Raw genomic sequence first — 23,111 nt, 5'->3', positions numbered from 1 at the left:
TAACTATATAGTTACTTGATGCTTGTTATTATATCTCTATTGTGCAATTCTATTATCTTTTTTCCCTTACCTGCTCTATTCTGTACTTTAATGCTATCAAGTGTAATTTTCCATTCATACCCACTCTTAGTCTTCACAAAAATACTGCTTCGATTGGTTTCATAACCATTTTCACAAATAATAGTTCCAAAAATCACTTTATCATCTTCTGATAAGCTTATTGCTATAACTCCTGCAGCATTTCTTTTCATTGTATTTACATCTTTACAATTAAATCTTATACACATTCCATTCTTTGAAACAATTACAATATCTCCATAACACTCATCATCTGCTAATATAACAGAAATGAGCCTATCATTTTCTTTCAATTTGCTTTCTAAACATGAAAATCCTTTTGATATAAAATCATATATATTCGTCTTCCTTATGATACCATTTTGTGTGATTGTATACACATAAACATTATTGTTTATTTCATTATCTATTAACCCATTGCAGCTTATTACTCTAACAAGCTTTAAATTATTGTATTCACTAAACAATTCACTTAATTTTATGCATCCATCATCTAAATTTTGTATCAAATATGCAGGAATAGTAAATACCTTTCCTTCTTCAGTAAATATACACAGAATTTGACTAGAGTCAGTTTTAGTCATAAGTAACTTGTTCTTGCTTGAACTTAATCTTATTAAACCTTTGCTATTTACAGATACAGTAAAAATTTTATATTCATATTCTTTCTCAATTTCAGCATAAACTATTGAATCTAAATCACCTATTTTTACTATTTCTTGTGAATTTACATTTCTATCGCTGTACTCCAATTTTGGTTCCTGAATACTGAAACTTAAACCAATCTTCGTTTTGAATAAAATGAATTCTTCTTCCCTTGAATTGTCTAAAAGTTTAACGCAAATTATTCTTTCATTTTTTCTCAATTTTGAAGCCTGAATTTTTGAATACGCTGTGTCAAACTTGTATAATTCTGTTTTTTTCATACCTCCAATACTCGTAAAGAAAAGAAAATATTTTTGAGCAGTCATATCTAATACAGAAAATACTCCCACTATATTTTCATTATATAAACTCAATCCTTTTATTAATGTATCTATTCTTTCACCTTTATCTTTCCATTTATGTTCTGGTATGTCAACACATTTTATTCTATACATATTTCCTTTATCTGTGAATATAAGCATTTTATATTTAGTATTAGAATATAATAATAACTTATTAAAATCCCCTTCTCTGTATTCAATATCATCAACATTTGCAGAAGACCTATTGTATGATTTTAAAGAAATTCTTTTAATATATCCTTCATTTGACAGTGTAATAATTACATCTTCTTCAACAATCAATTCATCGACAGCTATTTGTGCTTCACTATCATCTTCAATAATCTGCGTTCTTCTTTCATCAAAGTATTTTTCCTTTATTTCAATCATTTCTTTTTTTATTACTTTAATCAATTCCTTTTCACTACCTAATATTTTATTCAATTTCTGAATTAACTTTTGCAACTCTCTATGTTCTTTTTCAAATGTTTTAATTTCTAATCCAGTCAGTCTATAAAGCATGAGTTCAAGTATTGCTTCAGCTTGTATAGCTGTAAAGTCAAATTCATTCATCAAATTGCTTTGAGCATCTTTTTTAGATTTTGATGAACGAATTGTTTTAATAACTTCATCCATAATATCAATAGCTCTTATAAATCCTTCAATAATGTGAAATCTTTTTTCAGCTATTTCTAACTCTTTTTTAGTCCTTCTTGTTACAATTTCCTTTTGATGCTCCAAATAGTAATATAAAATACTCTTTAAATTTAATTTTTCTGGTTTGCCATTTACTAATGCTACCATATTGAAGCTTAAATTACACTGCAATTCTGTTTTCTTAAATAAATATTTTAAAACTTTATTGACTGTATCAATATCGGCAGATTTTTTGAATTCAATAACAGCTCTTACTCCATTTCTATCCGATTCATCTCTAATATCAGTAATGGATTCAAGTGCTTTTGAATGTTTTTTTTCACCTGTCATATTTGATATTGTTTGAAGTATTTTTGCTTTGTTCTTTCTGTATGGAAATTCAGTAATTATTATACCATACCTTCCATTTTCAAGCTTTTCAATGCTTGTCTTTGCTCTTAATGTTACCCGTCCTTCACCTTTCTCATATGCAGAATATAAAGCACTTTCACCTATCAAAATACCTCCTGTTGGTAAATCGGGGCCTTTTATATAATTCATAATTTCCTTTGTTGTAATATCTTTATTATCTGCAAGTGCTATAACACCATCTATGACTTCACCCAAATTATGCGGTGGAATATTAGTCGACAATCCAACAGCTATTCCAAATGCACCATTGACCAAAATATTAGGATACCTTGAAGGAAGCACTTCTGATTCCTTTTCTGTATCAGAATAATTATCAACCATATTCACAACATCTTTTTCAATATCTTTCAACATTTCCATCGCTATAGGTGAAAGTCGTGCTTCTGTATAACGCATTGCAGCAGCACTATCACCATCCTGACTTCCCCAATTTCCATGTCCATCAATAAGAGGCATCCTCGTTGAAAAATCTTGTGCTAATATAACCATCGCCTCATAAACTGATGAATCCCCATGAGGGTGGTATTTACCGAGTATATCTCCCACAATTCTTGCAGATTTAAAATAGGGTCTATCAGGATAAGCCTTCATCATGTATGCTCCATAAAGTATTCTTCTATGTACAGGTTTTAATCCATCCCTAACATCTGGAAGTGCTCTATCTTTTGCAACTTCTACTGCATATGGAAGATAATTATCAGGCATTGCTTCCTCTAAAGGTACAGTTAAAATATTATTATCCTTAGGAATATTTATTTTTTTACTCATATATATCAACTCCACTTCTTATTAATCTACTATAAATGAGCAAATTCCAATCCAGTGAACTCGTTTTGCTAAAGCAAAACATCGAGACTTCAGGTGGAGACTCTACTCTACCTGAAGCAAAAGCTTCAATCTCCCACTTATAGAAGTGGGAGTCTTGTAGAATCGATAAATGCAAAATAGCATTTTATTATGATTCTCAAACATCATATAATACATGAAAACGTTGCTAAAAAAGATTGTATCAGATGTTGAAATCTAATTCTCAAGCATCATATAATATGTGAGAACAGTGGACTCGTTTTGCTAAAGCAAAACATGGTAACTTCTGGTGTAGACTCTACTCCACCTGAAGCAAAACGCTTCAATCTCCAACTTATAAAGGTGGGAGTCTTATAGAATCTATAAAATTCAGTATTACAAATTAAGTTGTCAAGTCATTTGTAATTCATTGTAATGATTTTTGCTCATCTAAAGTAAAATAATTCTATATGTTAAAATTCAGCATATTTGTATAAATAATTTCTTCGTGGCTCAACAACATCTCCCATGAGAAGAGATATCATTTTTTCTGCTTTTGCAGCATCCTCAATAGTAACTTGATACAAAGTTCTAGTCTCAGGATTTAAAGTTGTTTCCCATAATTGTTCTGGATTCATCTCTCCTAAACCTTTAAACCTTTGTATTTGTGCTCCTTTCCCTACTTCTTTTTTAGCACTCTGCAATTCCTCATCACTATATGCATATAAAATCTTGTCACCCTTTTTACTTTTTTTATAAACTTTGTATAAAGGAGGTTGTGCTAAATATAAGTGTCCATTTGTTATAAGTGGCCTCATGTATCTGTAAATATAAGTCATCCACAATGTCCTAATATGGTATCCATCTACATCGGCATCACTTAGTATAATTACCTTGTTGTACTTTAGATCTTTTTCATCATAATTATCTAAAATTCCAGTCCCTATTGCTGTATTGAAAAGTTTAAGTTCTTCACTAGCTATTACATTTTCCAATTTTTGCTTTTCGGTGTTTAATATCTTTCCTTTTGAGGGCATTATAGTCTGAAATCTTCTGTCTCTAGCCTGTTTTGCACTACCACCTGCTGAATCACCCTCAACAACAAAGAATTCTAATAATTCTGGCTTCTTTAATGTACAAACCGCTATTTTACCAGCAAGCGGTGCAGTTCCCTTACCTATCTTTTTTCTTTCAGCATCATTAATCTTTTTTATTTTTTCTCTTCTCTTTGCAGCCATAATAGCATTGTTTATTATAGTTGTTGCTACTTCCTTATTATCTTCTATCCACTCACAAAGCTTTGTATACGTAAGCTCATTCATCATTGTATATGCCTCATTATTACCAAGCTTTGTTTTAGTCTGTCCTTCAAATATAGGATTGCTTATTTTAACTTTTAATATTGCTGTCATTCCCTCTCTTAAATCGTTTCCATCAAATTCTTTATCTTTTTCTTTTATTAAATTGAGTTTTTTAGCCCATTCTTTAAAAGCTCTTGTCATACCTGTTTTAAATCCTGTTTCATGTGTACCTGCTTCTGTTGTTGGTATGTTATTTACATAGCTTGCTATATATTCTGTACTTGTATCGGTAAATTGAATACAAACCTCAGAGCTCAGATTAATTCCTTTAACTTCCCTTTCACCCATAAATAAAATAGCATCTTTGTGCAAAACTGTTTTGCTTTCGTTTAAATAATCAATAAAATCCAATAATCCTCTTTCTGAATGATACTCTTTTATGACTTTTTCTTCTTTTCTGTCGTCAATTAAAACAAGCTTAACACCTTTATTCTGAAAAGCAAGTTCTTGAAGTCTTTCATCAATAATATCAAACTTAAAATCTACTGCACTAAATACTCTTTTATCAGGTTTAAAAGTTACTTTTGTTCCTGTTTTATTTGTTTTACCAATAACCTTCAAATCACCGCATGGAGTTCCCGGCATATCTTTTTTTAATTCTTTATCATAGCCATATTCGAATCTTTGCTTATATATATTTCCATTTTGCATGATTTCGACTTCTAACCATTCTGAAAGAGCATTTACAACGGCAGCTCCTACACCATGAAGTCCACCCGAAGTCTTATAGTTTTTATTGTTAAATTTACCTCCTGTATGAAGTTCAGTATATACCATTTGAACACCCGAAATTTTCTTTATTGGGTGTATACCTGTAGGTATTCCTCTTCCATTGTCTATAATTGTTACACTATTATCTTTATTTAAAATTATTTCTACCTTGTCGCCATAACCATTTGTTATTTCGTCAATAGAATTATCTAATATTTCCCATATGCAATGATGCAGTCCTTTTGAACCTGTCGAACCTATATACATACCAGGTCTAACCCTAACAGGTTCCAATTTTTCAAGCGACATTAAATCAGTAACTTTATATGAATGATTTTGATTATCTTTCTCCATATTTTCCCTCCACAATATATCTTGTTTTGTAAAACTAGTACCTTCTCTCCTAGCACCTGGTACCTAATTCCTAACCTAATACTTAGTACTTGGCACCTATTACCCTAGTACCTTCTCTCCTAGCACCTAATTCCCGACACCTGAAACATATACTGGTACACAGATATCAAATTTGTACTAGCAACCTAGCCCTCTAGCACTCTAACAAACTTGATTAATACTAGTAACTGTTCCCTAGTCCCTAGAGTACAAATATTAGTCCTCAAATTACAAATTTGTACTGGAGATTGGAGACTAGAGACTGGAGACTAAAACCAAATCGCCAATCGCCAATCACCAGTCGCCAAACCATATTGTAACTTAGTCAGATAAACCCTAGTACCTTCTCTCCTAGCACTATCTCCTAATTCCTAGTAACCGAAACATATACTGGTATAAAATGTCAAATTTGCACTGGCATCCTAGCCCTCTAGCACCCTAACAAACTTAATTAATACTAGTAACTGTTCCCAACACCTGAAACATATACTGCTACACAGATATCAAATTTGTACTAGCAACCTAGCCCTCTAGCACCCTAACAAACTTGATTAATCCTAGTACCTGTTCCCTGATCCCTAGAGTACAAATATTAGTCCTCAAATTACAAATTTGTACTGGAGATTGGAGACTAGAGACTGGAAACTAAAACAAAGTCACCAGTCGCCAAACCATATCGTAACTTAGTCAGATAAACCCTAGTACCTTCTCTCCTAGCACCTAATAAGATGCTGGTTACAAATTACAAATTTGTGTTGGAGATTAGAGACTGGAGACTAAAACAAAATCGCCAATCGCCAATCACCAAAGCAGATTGTGACCTTGATGAATGTTAGTTTTTAAACTTCGTTTTTAAAAAGATGTTAATTTTCAAGTTACATAGGAATTATTATACCACATTTTACCATTATTGTATATGATATGGTGAAAATGAATAATTTATAAATAAGCAAAAATCTTCTTTATATGATAGATTGAAATTTGCTTATTTATAGTTATCAATAATAAAAAACAGAAACAAATGTTCTGTTTATATATTTTACAATCTTTTAAACCAATTTTCAATTATTTCTGCTGATTTATCTATATTATCAACATTGACTTTCAGAGCATAATCATAATTTTTAGCAGAATTCATATACAAAGGATCATAGTATTTTTCCATAAGTTCTTTAGCAAGTTCATTGTAATTTTCTTTTTCTAATAATGTTTTGTACCTCTCAAGATTAGACCTAGATATGTATTTATTCAGTTTATCCAAACAATTAAATATTTCAATCTTATTGTTTTCATCTTTTATGTACTCATTTACTATAATATTTACTCTAAAATCAATATTAGCATCCAAAAATATATGAATTCCTTCCTTCATTTTATCACATATAAATTTAGGAACATTAATATTGCCTATTCTACTGCTTTCAGCCTCTACAAATACATAATTTGTTTTAATTTTTTCTAGTGTGTGATATATGTTAGATTCAAATTGCTTTTGGCTGTACGTATCCCCAAGCCCAACATTACCGAGTAGTGAACCTCTATGATTCGCAGCACCTTCTAAATCAAGTACATCATATCCATGTAGCCTTAATTTCTTTAATATTTCTGTTTTTCCAACCCCAGTATTACCATGAAGTACAATGTAATTTATGTTTTCATTTATCTTTGGCAATTCATCGACAATATATTTTCTATATGCTTTATATCCTCCCTTTAATTTAACTGCATTAATTCCCATTGCAGTTAAAAACATGGTTAAAACTCCACTCCTCATTCCACCTCTAGCACAAAAAAACACTAATTTATCATAATTTTCTTTGAGTTTAACCACTTTTTCATATATTTCTGGAAGTTTTTTTGATGCTGCATCAACTCCAATTTTTTTAGCTTTTTCTATACTTTCATTAATGTATACTGTACCAATAACTTTTCTTTCATAGTCATCAAATATTGGAATATTAATAGCGCCATTTATAGTAGAATGTTTATATTCACTCGGACTTCTAACATCAATCAATAAATAATTTCCTTTTAAATCTTTATATTCAATAGGTATGTACAACTGTTGAAACCTCCCATTTAGGCATTTGAATGTGCCTTATATTAGTTATAACATTATTTAATAATAACCTATTTTATTATTTTACTCAATAGTGTACTGGTTTAGCCACATATAAAATAAAACCCCCAAAAGGGAGTTTAAAAGTTTATCAGTTATTTTTGATTACCATCATGAGTAGGTGGAAGCATTGATGCAGCTATTCTTATTAAATATCTAATACTGCTTTCATCAATAGGACTTTCAAAGCCTAAAGCATCTATGCTCTCTCGAATAAGCTTTAATGCTTCCTCCTCCTTTATTGCATTATCTACATTTTTGTAATTATCTTCAACAAATTTAACACCTTCAGATACTGCTCTTATAATCTTTTTTATATTTGCACTCGTTGCTTCATCGCTCTTTAAAGTGTTTAAAATTGCATAAGCCAATCCAAAATAATCATCCTTTATATTGATTTTCTTATCTTTTAGTAAATAAGCTAAATATCCTAACCCAACAACAAGCAAAATAACAAGTACATATTGAATTATAATTTGTACCATAAAAAACTCCCTCCTTACATAAATAATAGCAATTAAAAAAATACTTTCTATATTAATTAAATATGCTATTATAAGTAAAAAGGGACAAATTTCACATCTAAATTTCAACTAAAAAGCCCAATTTCCATCTTTAAATATCTGTATTTTATTTCCGTCAAATGTTTCTCCAATAATATCAAGCTCAGGTGAACCTATCATAAAATCGTTATGAGTTAATGAAGTATTAGCTCCTGCTTTTTCAAGTTCTTCTTCACTCATATTTTCTCCACCTTTGATGCATGATGGATATGCCATACCAATTGCCAAATGACATGAAGCATTTTCATCAAATAGTGTGTTATAGAAAATGATATTTGAATTAGATATTGGAGAATCATATGGAACTAGCGCAACTTCACCCAAATAATGAGAGCCTTCATCTATTTCAATTAATTTCTTTAATGTTTCGTATCCTTTCTTTGCAGTAAAGTCTACAATCCTACCATCTTTAAATGTTAAAGTAAAATCTTCGATTAAATTTCCACTATAATTCAAAGGTTTTGTACTCTTGACAGTTCCATTAACTCCTGTCTTAAGTGGCATTGTAAATATTTCTTCTGTTGGCATATTTGCAACAAAATAAACTCCTTTGGAATTATTCTCTCCGCCGCCTTCCCATATATGTCCTTCTGGTAATTCTATTTCCAAATCCGTTCCCTCTGATTTGTAATAAAGCTTTTTAAATCTTTTTTCATTTAAGAAGTCTACTTTTTCTTTTAAGTTTTTGAGATGTTCATTCCATGCATTAATAGGATCATCTCTATCAACTCTAACAATCTTAAATATGCTTTCCCAAAGCATTTCAACTGCTTTATCTTCTGAAACATCAGAAAATACTTTTTTAGCCCATCCTACAGTTGGAATAGAAATAACACACCAAGAAACATCACTGTTCATTATGTATTTTCTGTAGTTTTTTAATGCTAAAGATTTAGTTTTATTATCAGTTGCAATCCTAGTAGAATCTACATCTTTTAGCAGTTCAGGATCAGATGCTGCAATTGACATGAAAGCTGCTCCTTCTTTTGCAAGTTCTTCATAACCATCTGCAATCCATTTGGGAAATTCTTTAAATGCTTCATCTGGTGCATTCATGTATCTCACTAATTCGAATTTTTCGTCACGCCACTTTGGAATAACTTCTTTTGCTCCTGCTTTATATGCAACCTCTGCAATTAGCCTTACAAATTCAGCACTCTCTATAGGCGCATTTATTACTAACTTTTGCCCCTCTTGAATATTAATACCTACTTTAACAGCTAATTCGGCATATTTCTTTAATGTTTCATTAAAGTTTTTCATTTACCTTTCCCCTTTCATTAACTATGATAGTGCTATTATATCACTTTTTTTATTGCTCTTTCCATAGATAATTGGCAAAAATAATAATAATATACAGCTATCTTTACAAAAAATAATTATACGTGTATAATAACTCTAAAACATTTGAAAGAAAATAACAAATCAAAAATGCGACATATGGCGTATGTTTTGTGTCAGACAAGAAAACAGGTTTCTTTGATAATTGAACTATTAATGAAATCTGATGACACAATATAGCACAAAATAGACTAGCATACTTTGAAAGTAAAAGAATGAGCAATATCGAATTGGGAGAATCCCCATTAGAAAAATAGAGATGCTTTCTTAATCTATAACCAAATATAAAAAATAAATAAATTTGGCAGGTAAATATCTGCTATAAACTTATTAGACGAGGAGAGATTTAAATGAAAATATTAATATCAAACGATGATGGAATATATGCTAAAGGTATATATTCTCTTGCCAAGGCTCTTGAAACTGATCATGAAATTACTATAGTTGCTCCTGATACACAAAGAAGTGCTTCAAGCCATTCAATTACTTTAACCGATTCTCTTTTAGCTAAAGAAGTTAAATTAGATGGTTTAAATTGCAAAGCTTATAGCCTTAATGGTACACCAGCAGATTGTGTAAGAGTTGGTATTAATGCTTTAACTGATTGCAATATTGATTTAGTTGTATCAGGTATTAATAGAGGTTTGAATCTAGGAACAGATGTACTTTATTCAGGTACAGTATCTGTTGCTGTCGAAGCTGCCATTAATAAGATACCTTCAATAGCCTTTTCTATGCAAATAAAAGATGATATTGAAAGCTATGAAGTAGCCTCAAAATATGCAAGTAAAATTGTTAAAATAGCTGAAAATATGCGTTTACACTTAAGTGATGATATTGTTTTAAATGTAAACATTCCTCTTATGAAAGGAAAAGAGATTAAAGGTATAAAAATATGCAGCATAGGACGAGTTAAATATGATGCTGCATATCAAAAAATAAAAGATGAAAACGGTAATATAATAATCAAGTTAAACGACACCCTAAATCCTTATGTCACTCAAAATACAGATACACATTATTTGAGAGAAGGATATGTTACAATTACACCTCTTCACTACGATTTAACTAACTTTAAGCTTATTAATGAAGTTGAAAAATGGTTTTATTAATTTCACATATGATATCTTGTTTCCTTAGTTGTTGGAAGATTAAAGTTGTATTTTATTGATATTAATCTCAAAGTAAATGTTATAAAGAAACAAAGATACAATCCAAGTGAACTAGAAACATAGCTATGCGAATAATAAAATACTGTACCCCCAACGATTGATGCCACTGCATATATGTCCTTTATCAATATAAGAGGAATGTCGCGAACAAGAATGTCTCTAATCATTCCTCCACCTACACCTGAAATTAATCCCATACAAACAACAATAAAAAAATTGTCGAAATTATGATTAATTGCAATGTTAGCTCCTAACGCCGTAAATACCCCTAATCCTATAGCATCAAATAATAACATTACATTTTTAATTATTGAAATACTTTTATATATTTTAGAATAACATATAAATGTACATAACGCAGCTCCAACGCTAATTAAAAAGTATTTTGGTTGCATAAATGCAGTAGGTGGAGTATTTCCAATAAATAAATCCCTAAAAATTCCTCCCCCTATTGCTGTAACAACAGCCAATGTTACTATTCCAAATAAATCTAATTTTTTCTGCATACCTACTAAAGCACCAGATACTGCAAAAGCTACTGTTCCTATAATTTCAAATACATTTAGTAAAAACATATTTATCACTCCTGAGTAAAAATCATTTTCAATACAAAGAGGACAATACACAAAAACATAGAAAAGCTAATTCTTCTTCTTCGCAACTAAGAGAAAAGTCTTTGGAATACCTTTATCAAAAACATCTGAACTCAAATTAGGTTCTTCATCCAAACTTTTAATAATCAATCCTGAATTTGCAACTGCTGTTACGATTTCTCCAATATTCCACTTTCTAAGCAATACTTTGTTACTCTTTTTATCATCATTTGAATATTTTGTATAAGAAGCCTCTTTTTCTTCTAGTGAAGTATCAAAATAATCTCCTGTAACTTTGTGTTTACGAATTTTAGCTGTTGTTCCTCTTGATGTAATCAATTTAGTTGATACAGGATGAAAATCTCTTATGACAAATAATCCTTCATCCCCCAAAAGATTATATATAACATCAATAAATGGTTTTAAATCAGTAAAATAATGCAATATTCCCATTTCTGCAAACACTATATCATAATCACTTGTTATATCTTCTTTAGGTAATTTAAGAACATCAGACAGAATATAATGTATATTAACACCAGCTTCTTTGGCTAAATCCAAAGCATAGCGTTTATTACCTTCTGAAAAATCCACAACAGTTACATCTGCTCCTGATAATGCCAATGCTACAGCCTTTGTTCCATTAGAACCCATAATATTCATTATTTTTTTACATTTGACATCACCAAATTTACTTATTAATGACGAAAAAGCCCTAGATGGATTGTCATTTAATTTTTTTATTTTTTGGGCTGCTTGAATGGGTTCACCAAATCTCTTAACCCAAGCATTATAAGTATCGCTATTCCATGTTCTCTCATTTACATTTGTTCTTTCATTTACATCAGTTATATCACTACAAAATTTTTTATCATTATTTTTATCATTATTCATTGAACTCAATTTCCTTTCAAATACAAAATTTTATACCTCAAGTATATTTTAACCTTTTTTGTGTGATTTATCATTTGAATTTTGATTATACCAATACACTATATACGGTATTGTACTTAATCATACACAATAGTATATAATAATTTCTTTCTGAAATCTACATTTTTTTAAGTTGATAACACTAATGAAACATGTTATTGTTATATATATTGTTTATATTAGAAAAATTTTATGATTAAGCAGGTGAATTATGAAAGCTAAATGTTTAAAAAATAAGGATTTTTATCAAAAATTACTAACAATAGCACTTCCTATTGCACTTCAAAATTTAATATCATCATCACTAAATATTGTTGATAATGTTATGATAGGAAGCCTAAAAGAAACTGCTATTGCATCTGTTGGACTTGCTAACCAATATTTCTTTTTATTTATTTTATTGTTATTTGGTATTAACAGTGGATGTGCAATATTCATTGCACAATATTGGGGGAAAAAAGACATAAAAAATATTCGTAAGGTACTTGGAATTAGTATTATTGCTAGTACTTTTTTAGCCATTTTTTATACAAGTTTAGCTTTTTTCTTTCCAAATATGATATTAAGAATTTTTACAAACGATATCAAAATTATTAGTCTAGGAAGTGATTATCTTAAAATTGTTTGTTTTAGCTATTTATTTACTGCCATTAGTTTTAGCTATGGATTTGCTTGTAGAAGTGTAGGCAAACCCAAAATACCAATGTACGTTAGTGCAATAGCATTAATAATTAATACTTGCTTAAACTATTTGTTCATTTTTGGTCATTTAGGTTTTCCAAAAATGGGTGTAAAAGGAGCTGCGATAGCAACACTAATTTCAAGAAGCATTGAATTAATATTATTACTATCAGTAATATACATAAAAAAAGGTGTCCTCGCTGCAAAGATAACGGAATTATTTGATTTATCTAAAACATTTGTACTAAATATATTTAAAACAGCTATACCTGTAATACTAAATGAAGCATTTTGGTCTCTTGGTACCTCTTTATATTCTGCTGCTTATGCACGAATAGGAACTGAAGCTATTGCATCGGTTCAAATTGCAAATACGGTACAAAGCCTGTTTATGATAGTTTCAATGGGAATCGCAAATGCATGTGCAATAATGATTGGAAATAAAATTGGTGCAGATAAAAGAGAAGAAGCTATTTTATATTCAAAAAAATTTACAGTGCTGTCTTTTACATCAGGTATTGTTATTGGGGTAATATTGTTTCTAACTTCTCCTATCATACTTTCAGCATTTAATATTTCTCAAAGAACCTATAATAATGCAAAATTTGTAATAACAATAATGAGTATATTTTTACCATTTAAGTTTTATACAACTACATTGATTGTTGGAATTTTAAGGAGCGGTGGAGATACAAGATTTTCTTTGTTTTTAGAAACGGGATGCGTGTGGCTTATAGGAGTACCAATGGCTTTTTTAGGAGCATTAGTTTGGCAACTTCCTATATACTGGGTAGTCACATTAGTTTCTTTAGAAGAAGTTGTGAAATCAATAATAGGATTTCCTAGAGTACTATCAAAAAATTGGATACGAAGTGTTATATAAGCATAATAACACTTTGGCATATGAAAGTGAAAGGAATATTTTTATGGGAAAAATTTTAGTTTTAGCAGAAAAGCCTTCTGTAGGCAAAGAACTCGCAAGAGTATTAAATTGCAATAATAATGGAAATGGATACTTTGAAGGTAGCAAATACATTGTTACTTGGGCATTAGGTCATTTGGTAACATTAGCTTCACCAGATACTTATGATAAAAAATATAAATCTTGGAGAATGGAAGACTTACCCATGATTCCACAGAAAATGCAACTGGTTATCATAAAAAAAACAAGCAAACAATTTAATGTAGTTAAAAAACTTATGACTAGAAATGATATAAAAGAATTAGTATTAGCCACAGATGCTGGCCGTGAGGGAGAACTTGTCGGAAGATGGATTATTGAAAAAGCCAAGTTTAGAAAACCTATCAAAAGATTATGGATTTCATCACAAACAGACAAAGCAATAAAAGAAGGTTTTAAAAATCTTAAGCCTGGAATAGAATATGAAAATTTATATAAATCTGCTGTATGTAGAGCAGAGGCGGATTGGCTTGTAGGTCTTAATGTCACAAGAGCATTAACATGTAAATACAACACTCAGCTTTCAGCTGGAAGAGTTCAAACTCCTACTCTTGCAATGATAATTCAAAGAGAAGATGCCATTAACAATTTCATTCCTAGAGATTACTATATAATTACAGGAAATGCAAAATGCGCAAATGCTAATAGTTATACTTTGCAATGGCAGCATTCAGACAGTGGAAAAAATCGTATATTTAACAATGAAGAAGCAAAAAAAATTGTTTCAAAAGTTGATAATCAAAATGGTAAAATTATTGAAGTAAAGAAAGCATATAAAAAGAAAAGTTCCCCTCTATTGTATGATTTAACAGAGCTACAAAGGGATGCAAACAAAAAATTTGGATATTCTGCAAAGCAAACATTGTCCATAATGCAAAGATTATATGAAAATCATAAAATACTTACATACCCAAGGACAGATTCAAGATATATAACAACAGATATAGTTCCAACATTAAGCGATAGATTAAAAAAAATATCCATATACCCTTATTCGAAATTTACTTCAAATTTGCTTAAGAGCTCTATAAAAGGCAATAAAAATTTTGTTGATAATAGTAAGGTTTCAGATCACCATGCTATAATTCCAACAGAACAAAAAGTTAATATAAGTTTACTTAGCATAGAAGAAAAAAATATATATGACCTTGTAATAAGAAGGTTTTTATCGGTATTATATCCACCTTATGAGTATGAACAAATAACAGTTAAAGCTTCAATTAATGGAGAAACTTTTATTGCTAAAGGCAAGAATGTAAAACATAAAGGTTGGAAATCAATATATGATAAAGATGAACTTCTAGTTGAACTTGATAACAATAATTACAATAATGAAGATACAATAAGCGATCAGTTTTTACCTGATATTTCCAAAGATGATAAAATAAAATTAACAGGCGTTAAAACTATTAAAAGACAAACTAAACCTCCTGCTAGATTCACCGAAGGAACTTTACTTTCTGCTATGGAAAATCCGCAGAAATATATACACATTAATGATAAACAACTTGAAAAAACTATTGGAAAAGCTGGTGGAATTGGGACTGTTGCTACAAGAGCTGATATAATTGAAAAGCTATTCAACTCATACTACATCGAAAAAAAAGGAAAAGAAATAATACCAACATCAAAAGGAAAACAACTAATAAGTCTGGTCCCTTCAGACTTAAAATCGCCTTTGCTTACAGCAGAATGGGAACAACAATTATACTCTATTAGCAAAGGTAAATTGAATAGTACTAAATTTATAAATGATATGAAAAAATATGCATCTAAACTTGTCTTAGATGTAACTAATAATACTAAAAGCTATAGACATGATAATTTAACAAGAGAAAAATGTCCTAATTGTGGAAAATACCTTCTTGAAGTAAATACAAAAAAAGGCAAAATGCTTATCTGCCAAGATAGGGAGTGCGGATATAGAAAAAATATTGCGAAAGTTACCAATGCTAGGTGTCCTCAGTGTCATAAAAAATTAGCACTCGTTGGCAAAGGAGAAGGTCAGATATTTGTTTGTTCTACATGTGGTTATAGAGAAAAACTATCCTCATTTAACAAAAGAAAGAAAGCTGAGGGAAGTAAATTAAGTAAAAGAGAAGTTACAAAATATATAAGGCAACAGAAAAAAGAAAACAAAGAACCAATAAATTCAGCATTAGCAGATGCATTAGCTAATTTAAAAATTAAATAAGTAAATTCATATTGCTGAAACAAAAAGCTTAGAGTCACCATATATGCTAAAGATAGGGACTCTAAGCTTTGTTATGCATTATTTACTATTGATTTTTTACATACTTCCTTAGTCTTCTTCTATGCATATTCCCTTTTCTATAATTTTGCTAATCGTCATAGGTAATATAATGACAACTAATGCTATGAGAATTATTAATATACTAAACATCAAATACTTATAAAACACTACTTTAGTCATGTGATACATCAATGCAGTAGCTATTGTCATTGCGGAAATTGGGAATGTATATGCCCACCATGATAAATAAAATTTAATTCTGCTAAATAATTTATATTCTTTAAGCAAAAATGTAGTCAAAAACAATGCAAAATAATACAATATCCTTGCAAAACTATCAACTGAATGTGTCAATTTCACATAAGATATAAATCCAATTGCCGGCGGCGAAATTAATATAGCTAAAGTAGGTAGTAACTTTTCTGGCAAAGGATGGTGAAAAATTATTCTATAAATAAATATAGTAAATAGCACAATCCAAAACAATAATCCTATGCTATAGAAAAACCAAGATAGTTCTATATTAAAGTGCTTTACCCCTGCTATTGGCACAATAATATTACCAACAACAGGTATAAACCATGCTGGATTGAAATTTTTGATATCAATATTCGGATGAAACATCCATACTGAAATAATCTTATATGTAAAAATAGCATGAATTATCGTACCGAAATACCAAAGTATTTTTGATATACTTAAATTTACATCTAAAAATGCAACACTTAATAGCAATAAACTAATTGATATCGTTGGGAAAAAACTCAATTTCACTGGATTTTTAAACTCTAACTTAACTTCCTCTGTATATTTAATAAATTTATAAATATACAGTATAGCTATTATTGAAAACATGAAAACCGTTATACCCAGAAGATATAAATTTAAATTAATAGTAGATTTTAGAATACCTTCTGTTTTTTGAATAGCTATTGTAAATCCCGCCATACCTAATATTATTGAAAAAAATGAAATTGGAAAATTCTTTATCCTATTTTGATTATTCATATTATCACTCCTCCTGTATTATATTTTGCTTCTTATTTTACATAATATAAATGGGCAAATTCCAATCCAGTAAATGTAAAACAACATTTTGACACGATTTTCAATCACTACATAATACAAAAATAGTGAACTCATTTTGCTAAAACAAAATATCTAAAATTGTATATTATGTATATCAATCACCCCTGTATCATTTGATACTCATTATCAGTTAATTTTCTAAAAAAAGCATATTTATATTGACTCTAAAATATGCTTTCAAACAAAACTATCAACTTCTATATCGGTACAGACACTATATTAACACTATATATACTCATTGTAAAGCAAATTTCACAAATAACTTAAATTCATAATTTAGATTTTTATCATATATAGCATAATTATAGTACAATGGGAAAATATATCATGTATTAATTTTCACAGTGAATATTAATAGAAAATATATGCGCATTAAATATAAATATTGCATATTACGAAATAAATCGTAAAAACCCAAGCATTATCTAGTCATTAATATAAATATTTAAGAAACAATTGATATAAATATATCAACTACTTTTGGATCAAACTGTGTTCCACTGCATTTTTTTATTTCTTCAATAGCTTCTTCGTGAGATTTTATTTTATTATATGGTCTCGGGTTCGTCATAGCATCATATGCATCAACTACTGCTAATATTCTACACTCTATAGGAATATCATATTTTTTTAACCCTAAAGGATATCCTTTACCATCCCATCTTTCATGATGCTTCAATATTAAATCAGCAACACTAGAAATTTCATTGGAATTTAATGCTATTCTGTATCCTTTTTCTGTATGGCTTTTCATTATGCTCCATTCTTTTTCAGACAAATCCCCTTCTTTATTTAGTATATCATTAGAAATAGCAATTTTACCCAAATCGTGTACTTCAGATAATAAAATCAATTTGCTTTTTCTTTCTTCATCTAATCCCATTTCATCTGCAATTTTCATACACATATTTGCCACTCTCTCAGTATGTCCTAAAGTCACGAAATCCTTTTCAGCTAATGCTGCCATTAATACGCTTAATATTTGATTTTTACTACTAGCTTTGTTTATTAATTTATTCCTATACATTATATCATCAGCATCTTTAATCACTTCTTCAATATTTTTATTTTCTTCAAGAATACTGCATCCAATTGCAACAGATAATCTAAGCATTTTTTCATCTAGTGATTTATTAAATTCTTCTATATTGCTATTAATCCTTTTTATTATCTTTTTTACTTGATTCCTATTTATATCTGTCAAAATAACAGAAAACTCATCTCCTCCTACTCTTGCAACAACATCTTGTTCCCTAACAGATTTTTTTAATACATACGCAAAGTTTTTAAGAAGTATATCGCCATATTGATGTCCTAATGTATCATTAACTAATTTCAATCCATTTAAATCACACATTATAATACCTACTGAACTCAATTTGTTATTTTCATACTCATTTATCTTTTTATTAAAATAATTTAAATTATGTAAACCCGTTAATGCATCATATATACTCATATACTCTAATTTTCTTTCATATTTTTTAATCTCAGTAATATCTGTATAAATCCCATACACCCCTAATATATTATTGTTAATTTTTATATATATACTTCTAACTAAAACATTTATAGGTGTTTTATCTTTTTTATATCTTATAGCTTCAATGTTTATTGTCTCCTCCTCCATAATTTTCAATGTTAATTTTTTTGTCTGATTATAAGTTTCTTCTGTTGATATAAGCTTATCTATGTTTTTCCTTAAGCACTCCTCTTTAGAATATCCAAACGTTTTTTCAAAAGATTTATTAACGTTCAAAACTATGCCACTCGTATCAAATTCAACTATTGCATCTTGAGAATAATTAAACAGTGTTTCCAACCGACTTTTTTGAACAATTATATTATCCTTTTCATTCTTTAACTCTTTTTCAATCTTCAATCTATTTTTTATTTCACTATTTAAACTACAATTTACCTTATGCAGCTTATACGTATACAATACCATTAAAATAATTATTACAGCTATAATAATCATCAATATTATCTTTTGCATATTAAGTAGGCAATATAGCTTTTTATACTTTAAATTAATATATGCCCCCGTTCCAATATATGCATTGATTTCAGGAATTCCTCTAACATAAGTTAATTTTTTTTCTATCAATGAACTGTTTGGCAACTTACAAAAATAGCTTATATATGATCCATTTGGTGAATTTTTAGCAGTTCTTATAATTTGTTGAATAACATAAGTCCCATTTGAATCTCGTACATCCCACATGTTAGTACCCTCTTTTTCCGGTTCAAATGGCTGAACTAAATAATAACCATCATATGTACTCATGAAAATATAATTGTCAGAATGTGTATCATCATAAATCATTCTCTTAACAATATCCGAAATATTTTTCCTTGCCTCTTCTTCAGTAATCTTACCTTCTCTTTTCAACTTTAAAATAGGAGCAATAGTATTATATGCAATATCAACTTTCTGTTTTAACTCTAACTTTATTTCGCTTTCGACATTATCTATAAATGATTGTGATATTTTTTCCGTTGCTATACACATAAAGGTTATTATAAGTATGACTATTATAGAAATAAACCTAATGCTAACTATGTTCAATATTTTATCTTCAACTTTTTTTATCACCATTGCATGCTCACCAACTTTTCTAAATAAACTATCAACACTCATCAGAATCCATCTTAAAACTTAATAAACATATGTAAAGTATAAAAATAAATATATATGGTATATCAGAATCTACTTTAAAACTCTCTTGCTATTATATCAAATTTTAAAGAATTTTGACAGTTCTTTTATAATTTTATTTAAGTATACTATCTGGACTACAAAAATTATTGACAAGTCCATAAAACATATGAAGTCTGTATTCTTAGAACTCGCTATCTGTGTTACAAAAATTATTAATAAATGGAAATCTTGTGAAATTGATAAAAAATTACATACCATAAATATGAAAATTGTTGTGAGGAATATGCATAATTCTATTATGTTTGCTGTTAATTTGATGCTCTAACATTAATTAGAGCATTTTGATTAAGACATAATTCTATCATATTTGCTATTAATTCATATTGGATTAAACACGCAACAAAAATATTCTACAACATAGAAGGATTGACTTAGAGAAGAGGAGCAAGTAACGTCATCACTCAGTAAAAATGTTCCATAAATACTATAAATGGGATTGCCAGAAAAATAATTTCATATACAACATTGTATTGCTCTTCATTTTCCTGCAACCCCATTATAATGATTGCCTCATAGAAAGTTTTTTACTTCAATTCGTAATTTAGATTTTTATCATATATGTTACAACGAAAAAATACAGTATGCAGAGATTTTTATAGTTAATATTAATAAAAAATATATGATATTAACTATTTATATTGCATATTACAAATTGAAGGTATTTTTAATAATTTATTATCCTAAAAATTGTTCTAAATCTTCTTCAACACTATTTATACCATTTATACCGAAATTCTCAACAAGCACTTTTGCTACATTTGGTGATAAAAATGCAGGAAGTGTTGGTCCAAGCTTTATATTCTTAACACCGAGATAAAGCAATGCAAGTAATACGATTACTGCTTTTTGTTCATACCATGCAATATTGTATGCTATTGGTAATTCATTGATATCATTAAGTTCAAATATTTCTTTAAGCTTAAGTGCAATAACTGCAAGCGAATACGAATCATTACATTGTCCTGCGTCTAGTACACGAGGAATACCTCCAATGTCACCTAGATTCAATTTATTATAACGATATTTAGCACATCCTGCTGTCAAAATCACAGTATCTTTTGGTAATTTTTCTGCAAATTCTGTATAGTATGATCTTGATTTCATTCTTCCATCACAACCAGCCATTACAAAGAATTTTTTAATTGCTCCAGATTTTACAGCCTCTACAATCTTATCTGCTAATGCAAATACCTGTGCATGAGCAAATCCTCCAATAATTTTGCCTTTTTCTATTTCAGTAGGTGGAGCTAATCTTTTAGCATGTTCGATAATTTCTGAAAAATCCTTTACTCCATTTTCGTCGTGTTCAATGTGCTTACATCCTGGATAACCAGTTGATCCCGTTGTATAAATTCTATCAATGTGTTCTGGTTTTGGTGGTACAATACAGTTTGTTGTAAATAATATTGGTCCATTAAATGTTTCAAACTCTTCTCTTTGTTTCCACCAAGCATTTCCATAATTTCCGACAAAGTGATCATACTTCTTGAATGCTGGATAGTAATGTGCTGGTAACATTTCACCATGTGTATATACATCTACACCTGTACCTTCAGTTTGTTTTAATAATTGTTCCAAATCTTTTAAGTCATGTCCTGAAATCAAAATAGCAGGATTATTTCTAACTCCAATATTTACTTCAGTTATTTCTGGACTTCCATAAGCGCCTGTGTTAGCAGAATCTAAAAGTGCCATTACATCCACGCCATATTTACCTGTTTCCAATGTTAAAGCAACTAAATCATCTACAGTTAATGAATCATCTAATGTTGCTGCTAAAGCTTTCGAAATAAATTCATAAATTTCTTCGTTTTCTTTTCCTAAATTATATGCATGTTCTGCATAAGCTGCCATGCCTTTTAGTCCATATGTTATCAATTCTCTAAGAGAACGGATATCTTCATTTTCTGTAGCTAAAACTCCAACTTGAACTGAATCTGCTTTTGCTTTTATAGCTGAATCTGAATCAGCAGTCCACACAGCAGCATCATGTAAGTTTTTAAATTCTACACCTTTGCTTTCTAATTCTTTTTTCATTTCTTCTCTTAATGCTAATGCTTCTTTTATTTTTTCAATAAACATAGTGGCATCAAAATTTGCATTCGTAATGGTCATGAATAAACCATTCATTGTTAAGTGATTTGCTTTAGGAAATCTAACCCCTACTTTAATACCTTCTTGTTCTATTATTGCTATACCTTTTAAAGTATAAATCAATAAATCTTGTAAGTTTGCAACTTCCTCTGGTTTACCACAAACCCCTTTAATTGTACAACCTGTTCCTTTTGCTGCCTCTTGGCATTGATAACAAAACATACTCATAATAAAACCCTCCTAAATTTAAAATAATCTACTCTTATTTTTACTAATTACTTTTGTTATTGTGTGCAGTTAAGTATTTTTTATCAATCTTACTTTTAATGAGCAAAAATCATTATAATACGTTACAAATGACTTGACAACTCAATTTGTAATACTGAATTTTACTGTTTTACTGTACTAGATGATGCCTGAAAATCGCACTAAAATGTTATTTTACATTTAATGGATTGAAATTTGCTCATTTATAGAATCTTATATATATTTGCATAGAATCTTATATATATTTGCAAAGCTCTTAAAATCGTATAATTCTATAAACAAAAATATGAATTTTATATGCTATGATTTTATTTTATACTATATGTGCTATCATTTCAGTATCCTATGATACCAAACAAAATTAAGATACCTTTTTTATATGCAGTTATTTAGTTATTTTGGCTCAAATATAGAAAAATGTGATATAATTACTATGGTATTAATTACATATTATTTTTGTATTGTGTCATTATAAGAATTTGATAATTGTAACAAAATAGCTGTATGTAACAAAATAGCTGTATATTAAAGATGCTATTTTTATCAACTTGGTAAGGAGAATGTTTATGATTAATGGAATAGTATATCATGGGAGTAATATAAATGGTCTACAAATTATTGAACCTAAAGTAAGTTCACATGGTAAAAGTTATGTATATGCTACTACAAACAAAGTAATTGCTACGTTATTTTTAGCCAGATGGAATGATTATATTTTTCGCGTAGGTCATTTCAATGGAAGATTACATATTGTTGAAAATTATCCAGAGGCATTAAAAGAAATCAGAGATTTCGCATCAAAATTCCAGTTAAAAATTTGTTTTTACTAAAATTTATTTTTTTTACATTTACTTAAATAACTGGGAAGCCTGCAAACCGATAGGCCTTAAAAATAGTTACACCTCCCCCTACCCCAAGAAATTTTAATGATTAATTTCC

The 23,111-nt window shown here is 29.3% G+C and carries 14 protein-coding genes; 4 read left to right on the top strand and 10 right to left on the bottom strand.

What is annotated here, in order from left to right; all coding sequences use genetic code 11:
* Positions 1 to 11: 11 nt before the first annotated feature.
* From CLTEP_RS06050 to CLTEP_RS06030, 5 genes are all read right to left on the bottom strand, one after another.
* Positions 12 to 2,900, bottom strand: a complete 2,889-nt coding sequence (locus tag CLTEP_RS06050) for a DNA topoisomerase IV subunit A (RefSeq protein WP_066824091.1) — start codon at positions 2,898 to 2,900, stop codon at positions 12 to 14.
* A gap of 491 nt (positions 2,901 to 3,391) precedes the next feature.
* On the bottom strand, positions 3,392 to 5,344 hold the full coding sequence (locus CLTEP_RS06045; RefSeq protein WP_066824081.1) for a DNA gyrase/topoisomerase IV subunit B: 1,953 nt from the start codon (positions 5,342 to 5,344) through the stop codon (positions 3,392 to 3,394).
* Between the two features lie 1,078 nt (positions 5,345 to 6,422).
* Positions 6,423 to 7,445 (bottom strand): tRNA 2-selenouridine(34) synthase MnmH, encoded by a 1,023-nt coding sequence (mnmH, locus tag CLTEP_RS06040; protein WP_066824080.1) that lies wholly within the window; start codon positions 7,443 to 7,445, stop codon positions 6,423 to 6,425.
* A 152-nt stretch (positions 7,446 to 7,597) separates the two neighbouring features.
* Entirely contained in the window at positions 7,598 to 7,987 is a 390-nt protein-coding gene (locus CLTEP_RS06035) for a hypothetical protein (protein ID WP_066824078.1), read from the bottom strand.
* 108 nt (positions 7,988 to 8,095) lie between these two features.
* Positions 8,096 to 9,328 carry an aminopeptidase gene (locus tag CLTEP_RS06030; protein WP_066824076.1) on the bottom strand — a complete coding sequence of 411 codons (1,233 nt, stop codon included), beginning with the start codon at positions 9,326 to 9,328 and terminating at the stop codon, positions 8,096 to 8,098.
* A 428-nt stretch (positions 9,329 to 9,756) separates the two neighbouring features.
* Here CLTEP_RS06030 and surE point away from each other — a divergent pair, with 428 nt between their 5' ends.
* Positions 9,757 to 10,518, top strand: a complete 762-nt coding sequence (surE, locus tag CLTEP_RS06025) for a 5'/3'-nucleotidase SurE (protein WP_066824075.1) — start codon at positions 9,757 to 9,759, stop codon at positions 10,516 to 10,518.
* Between the two features lie 2 nt (positions 10,519 to 10,520).
* Here the strand turns inward: surE and CLTEP_RS06020 are convergent, their stop codons facing one another.
* Positions 10,521 to 11,153, bottom strand: a complete 633-nt coding sequence (locus CLTEP_RS06020) for a trimeric intracellular cation channel family protein (RefSeq protein WP_066824068.1) — start codon at positions 11,151 to 11,153, stop codon at positions 10,521 to 10,523.
* A 66-nt stretch (positions 11,154 to 11,219) separates the two neighbouring features.
* Entirely contained in the window at positions 11,220 to 12,065 is an 846-nt protein-coding gene (locus CLTEP_RS06015; protein WP_084364695.1) for a class I SAM-dependent methyltransferase, read from the bottom strand.
* A gap of 250 nt (positions 12,066 to 12,315) precedes the next feature.
* Between CLTEP_RS06015 and CLTEP_RS06010 the strand changes: the two genes are divergently transcribed.
* Both CLTEP_RS06010 and CLTEP_RS06005 read left to right on the top strand, forming a co-directional pair.
* A complete protein-coding gene (locus tag CLTEP_RS06010; protein WP_066824066.1) occupies positions 12,316 to 13,668 on the top strand; it encodes an MATE family efflux transporter in 1,353 nt (450 codons plus the stop codon).
* Between the two features lie 43 nt (positions 13,669 to 13,711).
* Complete coding sequence (locus tag CLTEP_RS06005; RefSeq protein ID WP_066824227.1) at positions 13,712 to 15,940, top strand: DNA topoisomerase III; 2,229 nt, start codon at positions 13,712 to 13,714, stop codon at positions 15,938 to 15,940.
* Positions 15,941 to 16,048: 108 nt separating this feature from the next.
* On the opposite strand, the gene CLTEP_RS06000 is transcribed toward CLTEP_RS06005, so the two are convergent.
* The 3 genes from CLTEP_RS06000 to hcp all read right to left on the bottom strand — a co-directional run bounded on the left by CLTEP_RS06000 (position 16,049) and on the right by hcp (position 22,133).
* Positions 16,049 to 17,008: an SLAC1 anion channel family protein gene (locus tag CLTEP_RS06000; RefSeq protein WP_066824065.1), complete on the bottom strand. Its 960-nt coding sequence runs from the start codon at positions 17,006 to 17,008 to the stop codon at positions 16,049 to 16,051.
* 526 nt (positions 17,009 to 17,534) lie between these two features.
* Complete coding sequence (locus CLTEP_RS05995) at positions 17,535 to 19,730, bottom strand: diguanylate cyclase (protein WP_066824063.1); 2,196 nt, start codon at positions 19,728 to 19,730, stop codon at positions 17,535 to 17,537.
* A gap of 756 nt (positions 19,731 to 20,486) precedes the next feature.
* Entirely contained in the window at positions 20,487 to 22,133 is a 1,647-nt protein-coding gene (gene hcp, locus CLTEP_RS05990; RefSeq protein WP_066824060.1) for a hydroxylamine reductase, read from the bottom strand.
* A 605-nt stretch (positions 22,134 to 22,738) separates the two neighbouring features.
* On the opposite strand from hcp, the gene CLTEP_RS05985 reads away from it, so the two are divergent.
* Complete coding sequence (locus CLTEP_RS05985; protein WP_066824056.1) at positions 22,739 to 23,002, top strand: hypothetical protein; 264 nt, start codon at positions 22,739 to 22,741, stop codon at positions 23,000 to 23,002.
* Positions 23,003 to 23,111 lie beyond the last annotated feature (109 nt).

The sequence above is a fragment of the Clostridium tepidiprofundi DSM 19306 genome (genome assembly GCF_001594005.1).
Taxonomy (GTDB): domain Bacteria; phylum Bacillota; class Clostridia; order Clostridiales; family Clostridiaceae; genus Clostridium_AC; species Clostridium_AC tepidiprofundi.
The sequence above is the reverse complement of the archived record's forward strand: the minus strand, read 5'-3'. Positions and strand labels throughout refer to the sequence as shown.

What these genes read in the sequence shown, in the direction of transcription:
- CLTEP_RS06050 (WP_066824091.1), bottom strand. Translation starts at nt 2,900, where the DNA reads ATGAGTAAAAAAATAAATATTCCTAAGGATAATAATATTTTAACTGTA.
- CLTEP_RS06045 (WP_066824081.1), bottom strand. Translation starts at nt 5,344, where the DNA reads ATGGAGAAAGATAATCAAAATCATTCATATAAAGTTACTGATTTAATG.
- CLTEP_RS06035 (WP_066824078.1), bottom strand. Translation starts at nt 7,987, where the DNA reads ATGGTACAAATTATAATTCAATATGTACTTGTTATTTTGCTTGTTGTT.
- CLTEP_RS06030 (WP_066824076.1), bottom strand. Translation starts at nt 9,328, where the DNA reads ATGAAAAACTTTAATGAAACATTAAAGAAATATGCCGAATTAGCTGTT.
- surE (WP_066824075.1), top strand. Translation starts at nt 9,757, where the DNA reads ATGAAAATATTAATATCAAACGATGATGGAATATATGCTAAAGGTATA.
- CLTEP_RS06020 (WP_066824068.1), bottom strand. Translation starts at nt 11,153, where the DNA reads ATGTTTTTACTAAATGTATTTGAAATTATAGGAACAGTAGCTTTTGCA.
- CLTEP_RS06015 (WP_084364695.1), bottom strand. Translation starts at nt 12,065, where the DNA reads ATGAATAATGATAAAAATAATGATAAAAAATTTTGTAGTGATATAACT.
- CLTEP_RS06010 (WP_066824066.1), top strand. Translation starts at nt 12,316, where the DNA reads ATGAAAGCTAAATGTTTAAAAAATAAGGATTTTTATCAAAAATTACTA.
- CLTEP_RS06005 (WP_066824227.1), top strand. Translation starts at nt 13,712, where the DNA reads ATGGGAAAAATTTTAGTTTTAGCAGAAAAGCCTTCTGTAGGCAAAGAA.
- CLTEP_RS06000 (WP_066824065.1), bottom strand. Translation starts at nt 17,008, where the DNA reads ATGAATAATCAAAATAGGATAAAGAATTTTCCAATTTCATTTTTTTCA.
- CLTEP_RS05995 (WP_066824063.1), bottom strand. Translation starts at nt 19,730, where the DNA reads ATGAGTGTTGATAGTTTATTTAGAAAAGTTGGTGAGCATGCAATGGTG.
- hcp (WP_066824060.1), bottom strand. Translation starts at nt 22,133, where the DNA reads ATGAGTATGTTTTGTTATCAATGCCAAGAGGCAGCAAAAGGAACAGGT.
- CLTEP_RS05985 (WP_066824056.1), top strand. Translation starts at nt 22,739, where the DNA reads ATGATTAATGGAATAGTATATCATGGGAGTAATATAAATGGTCTACAA.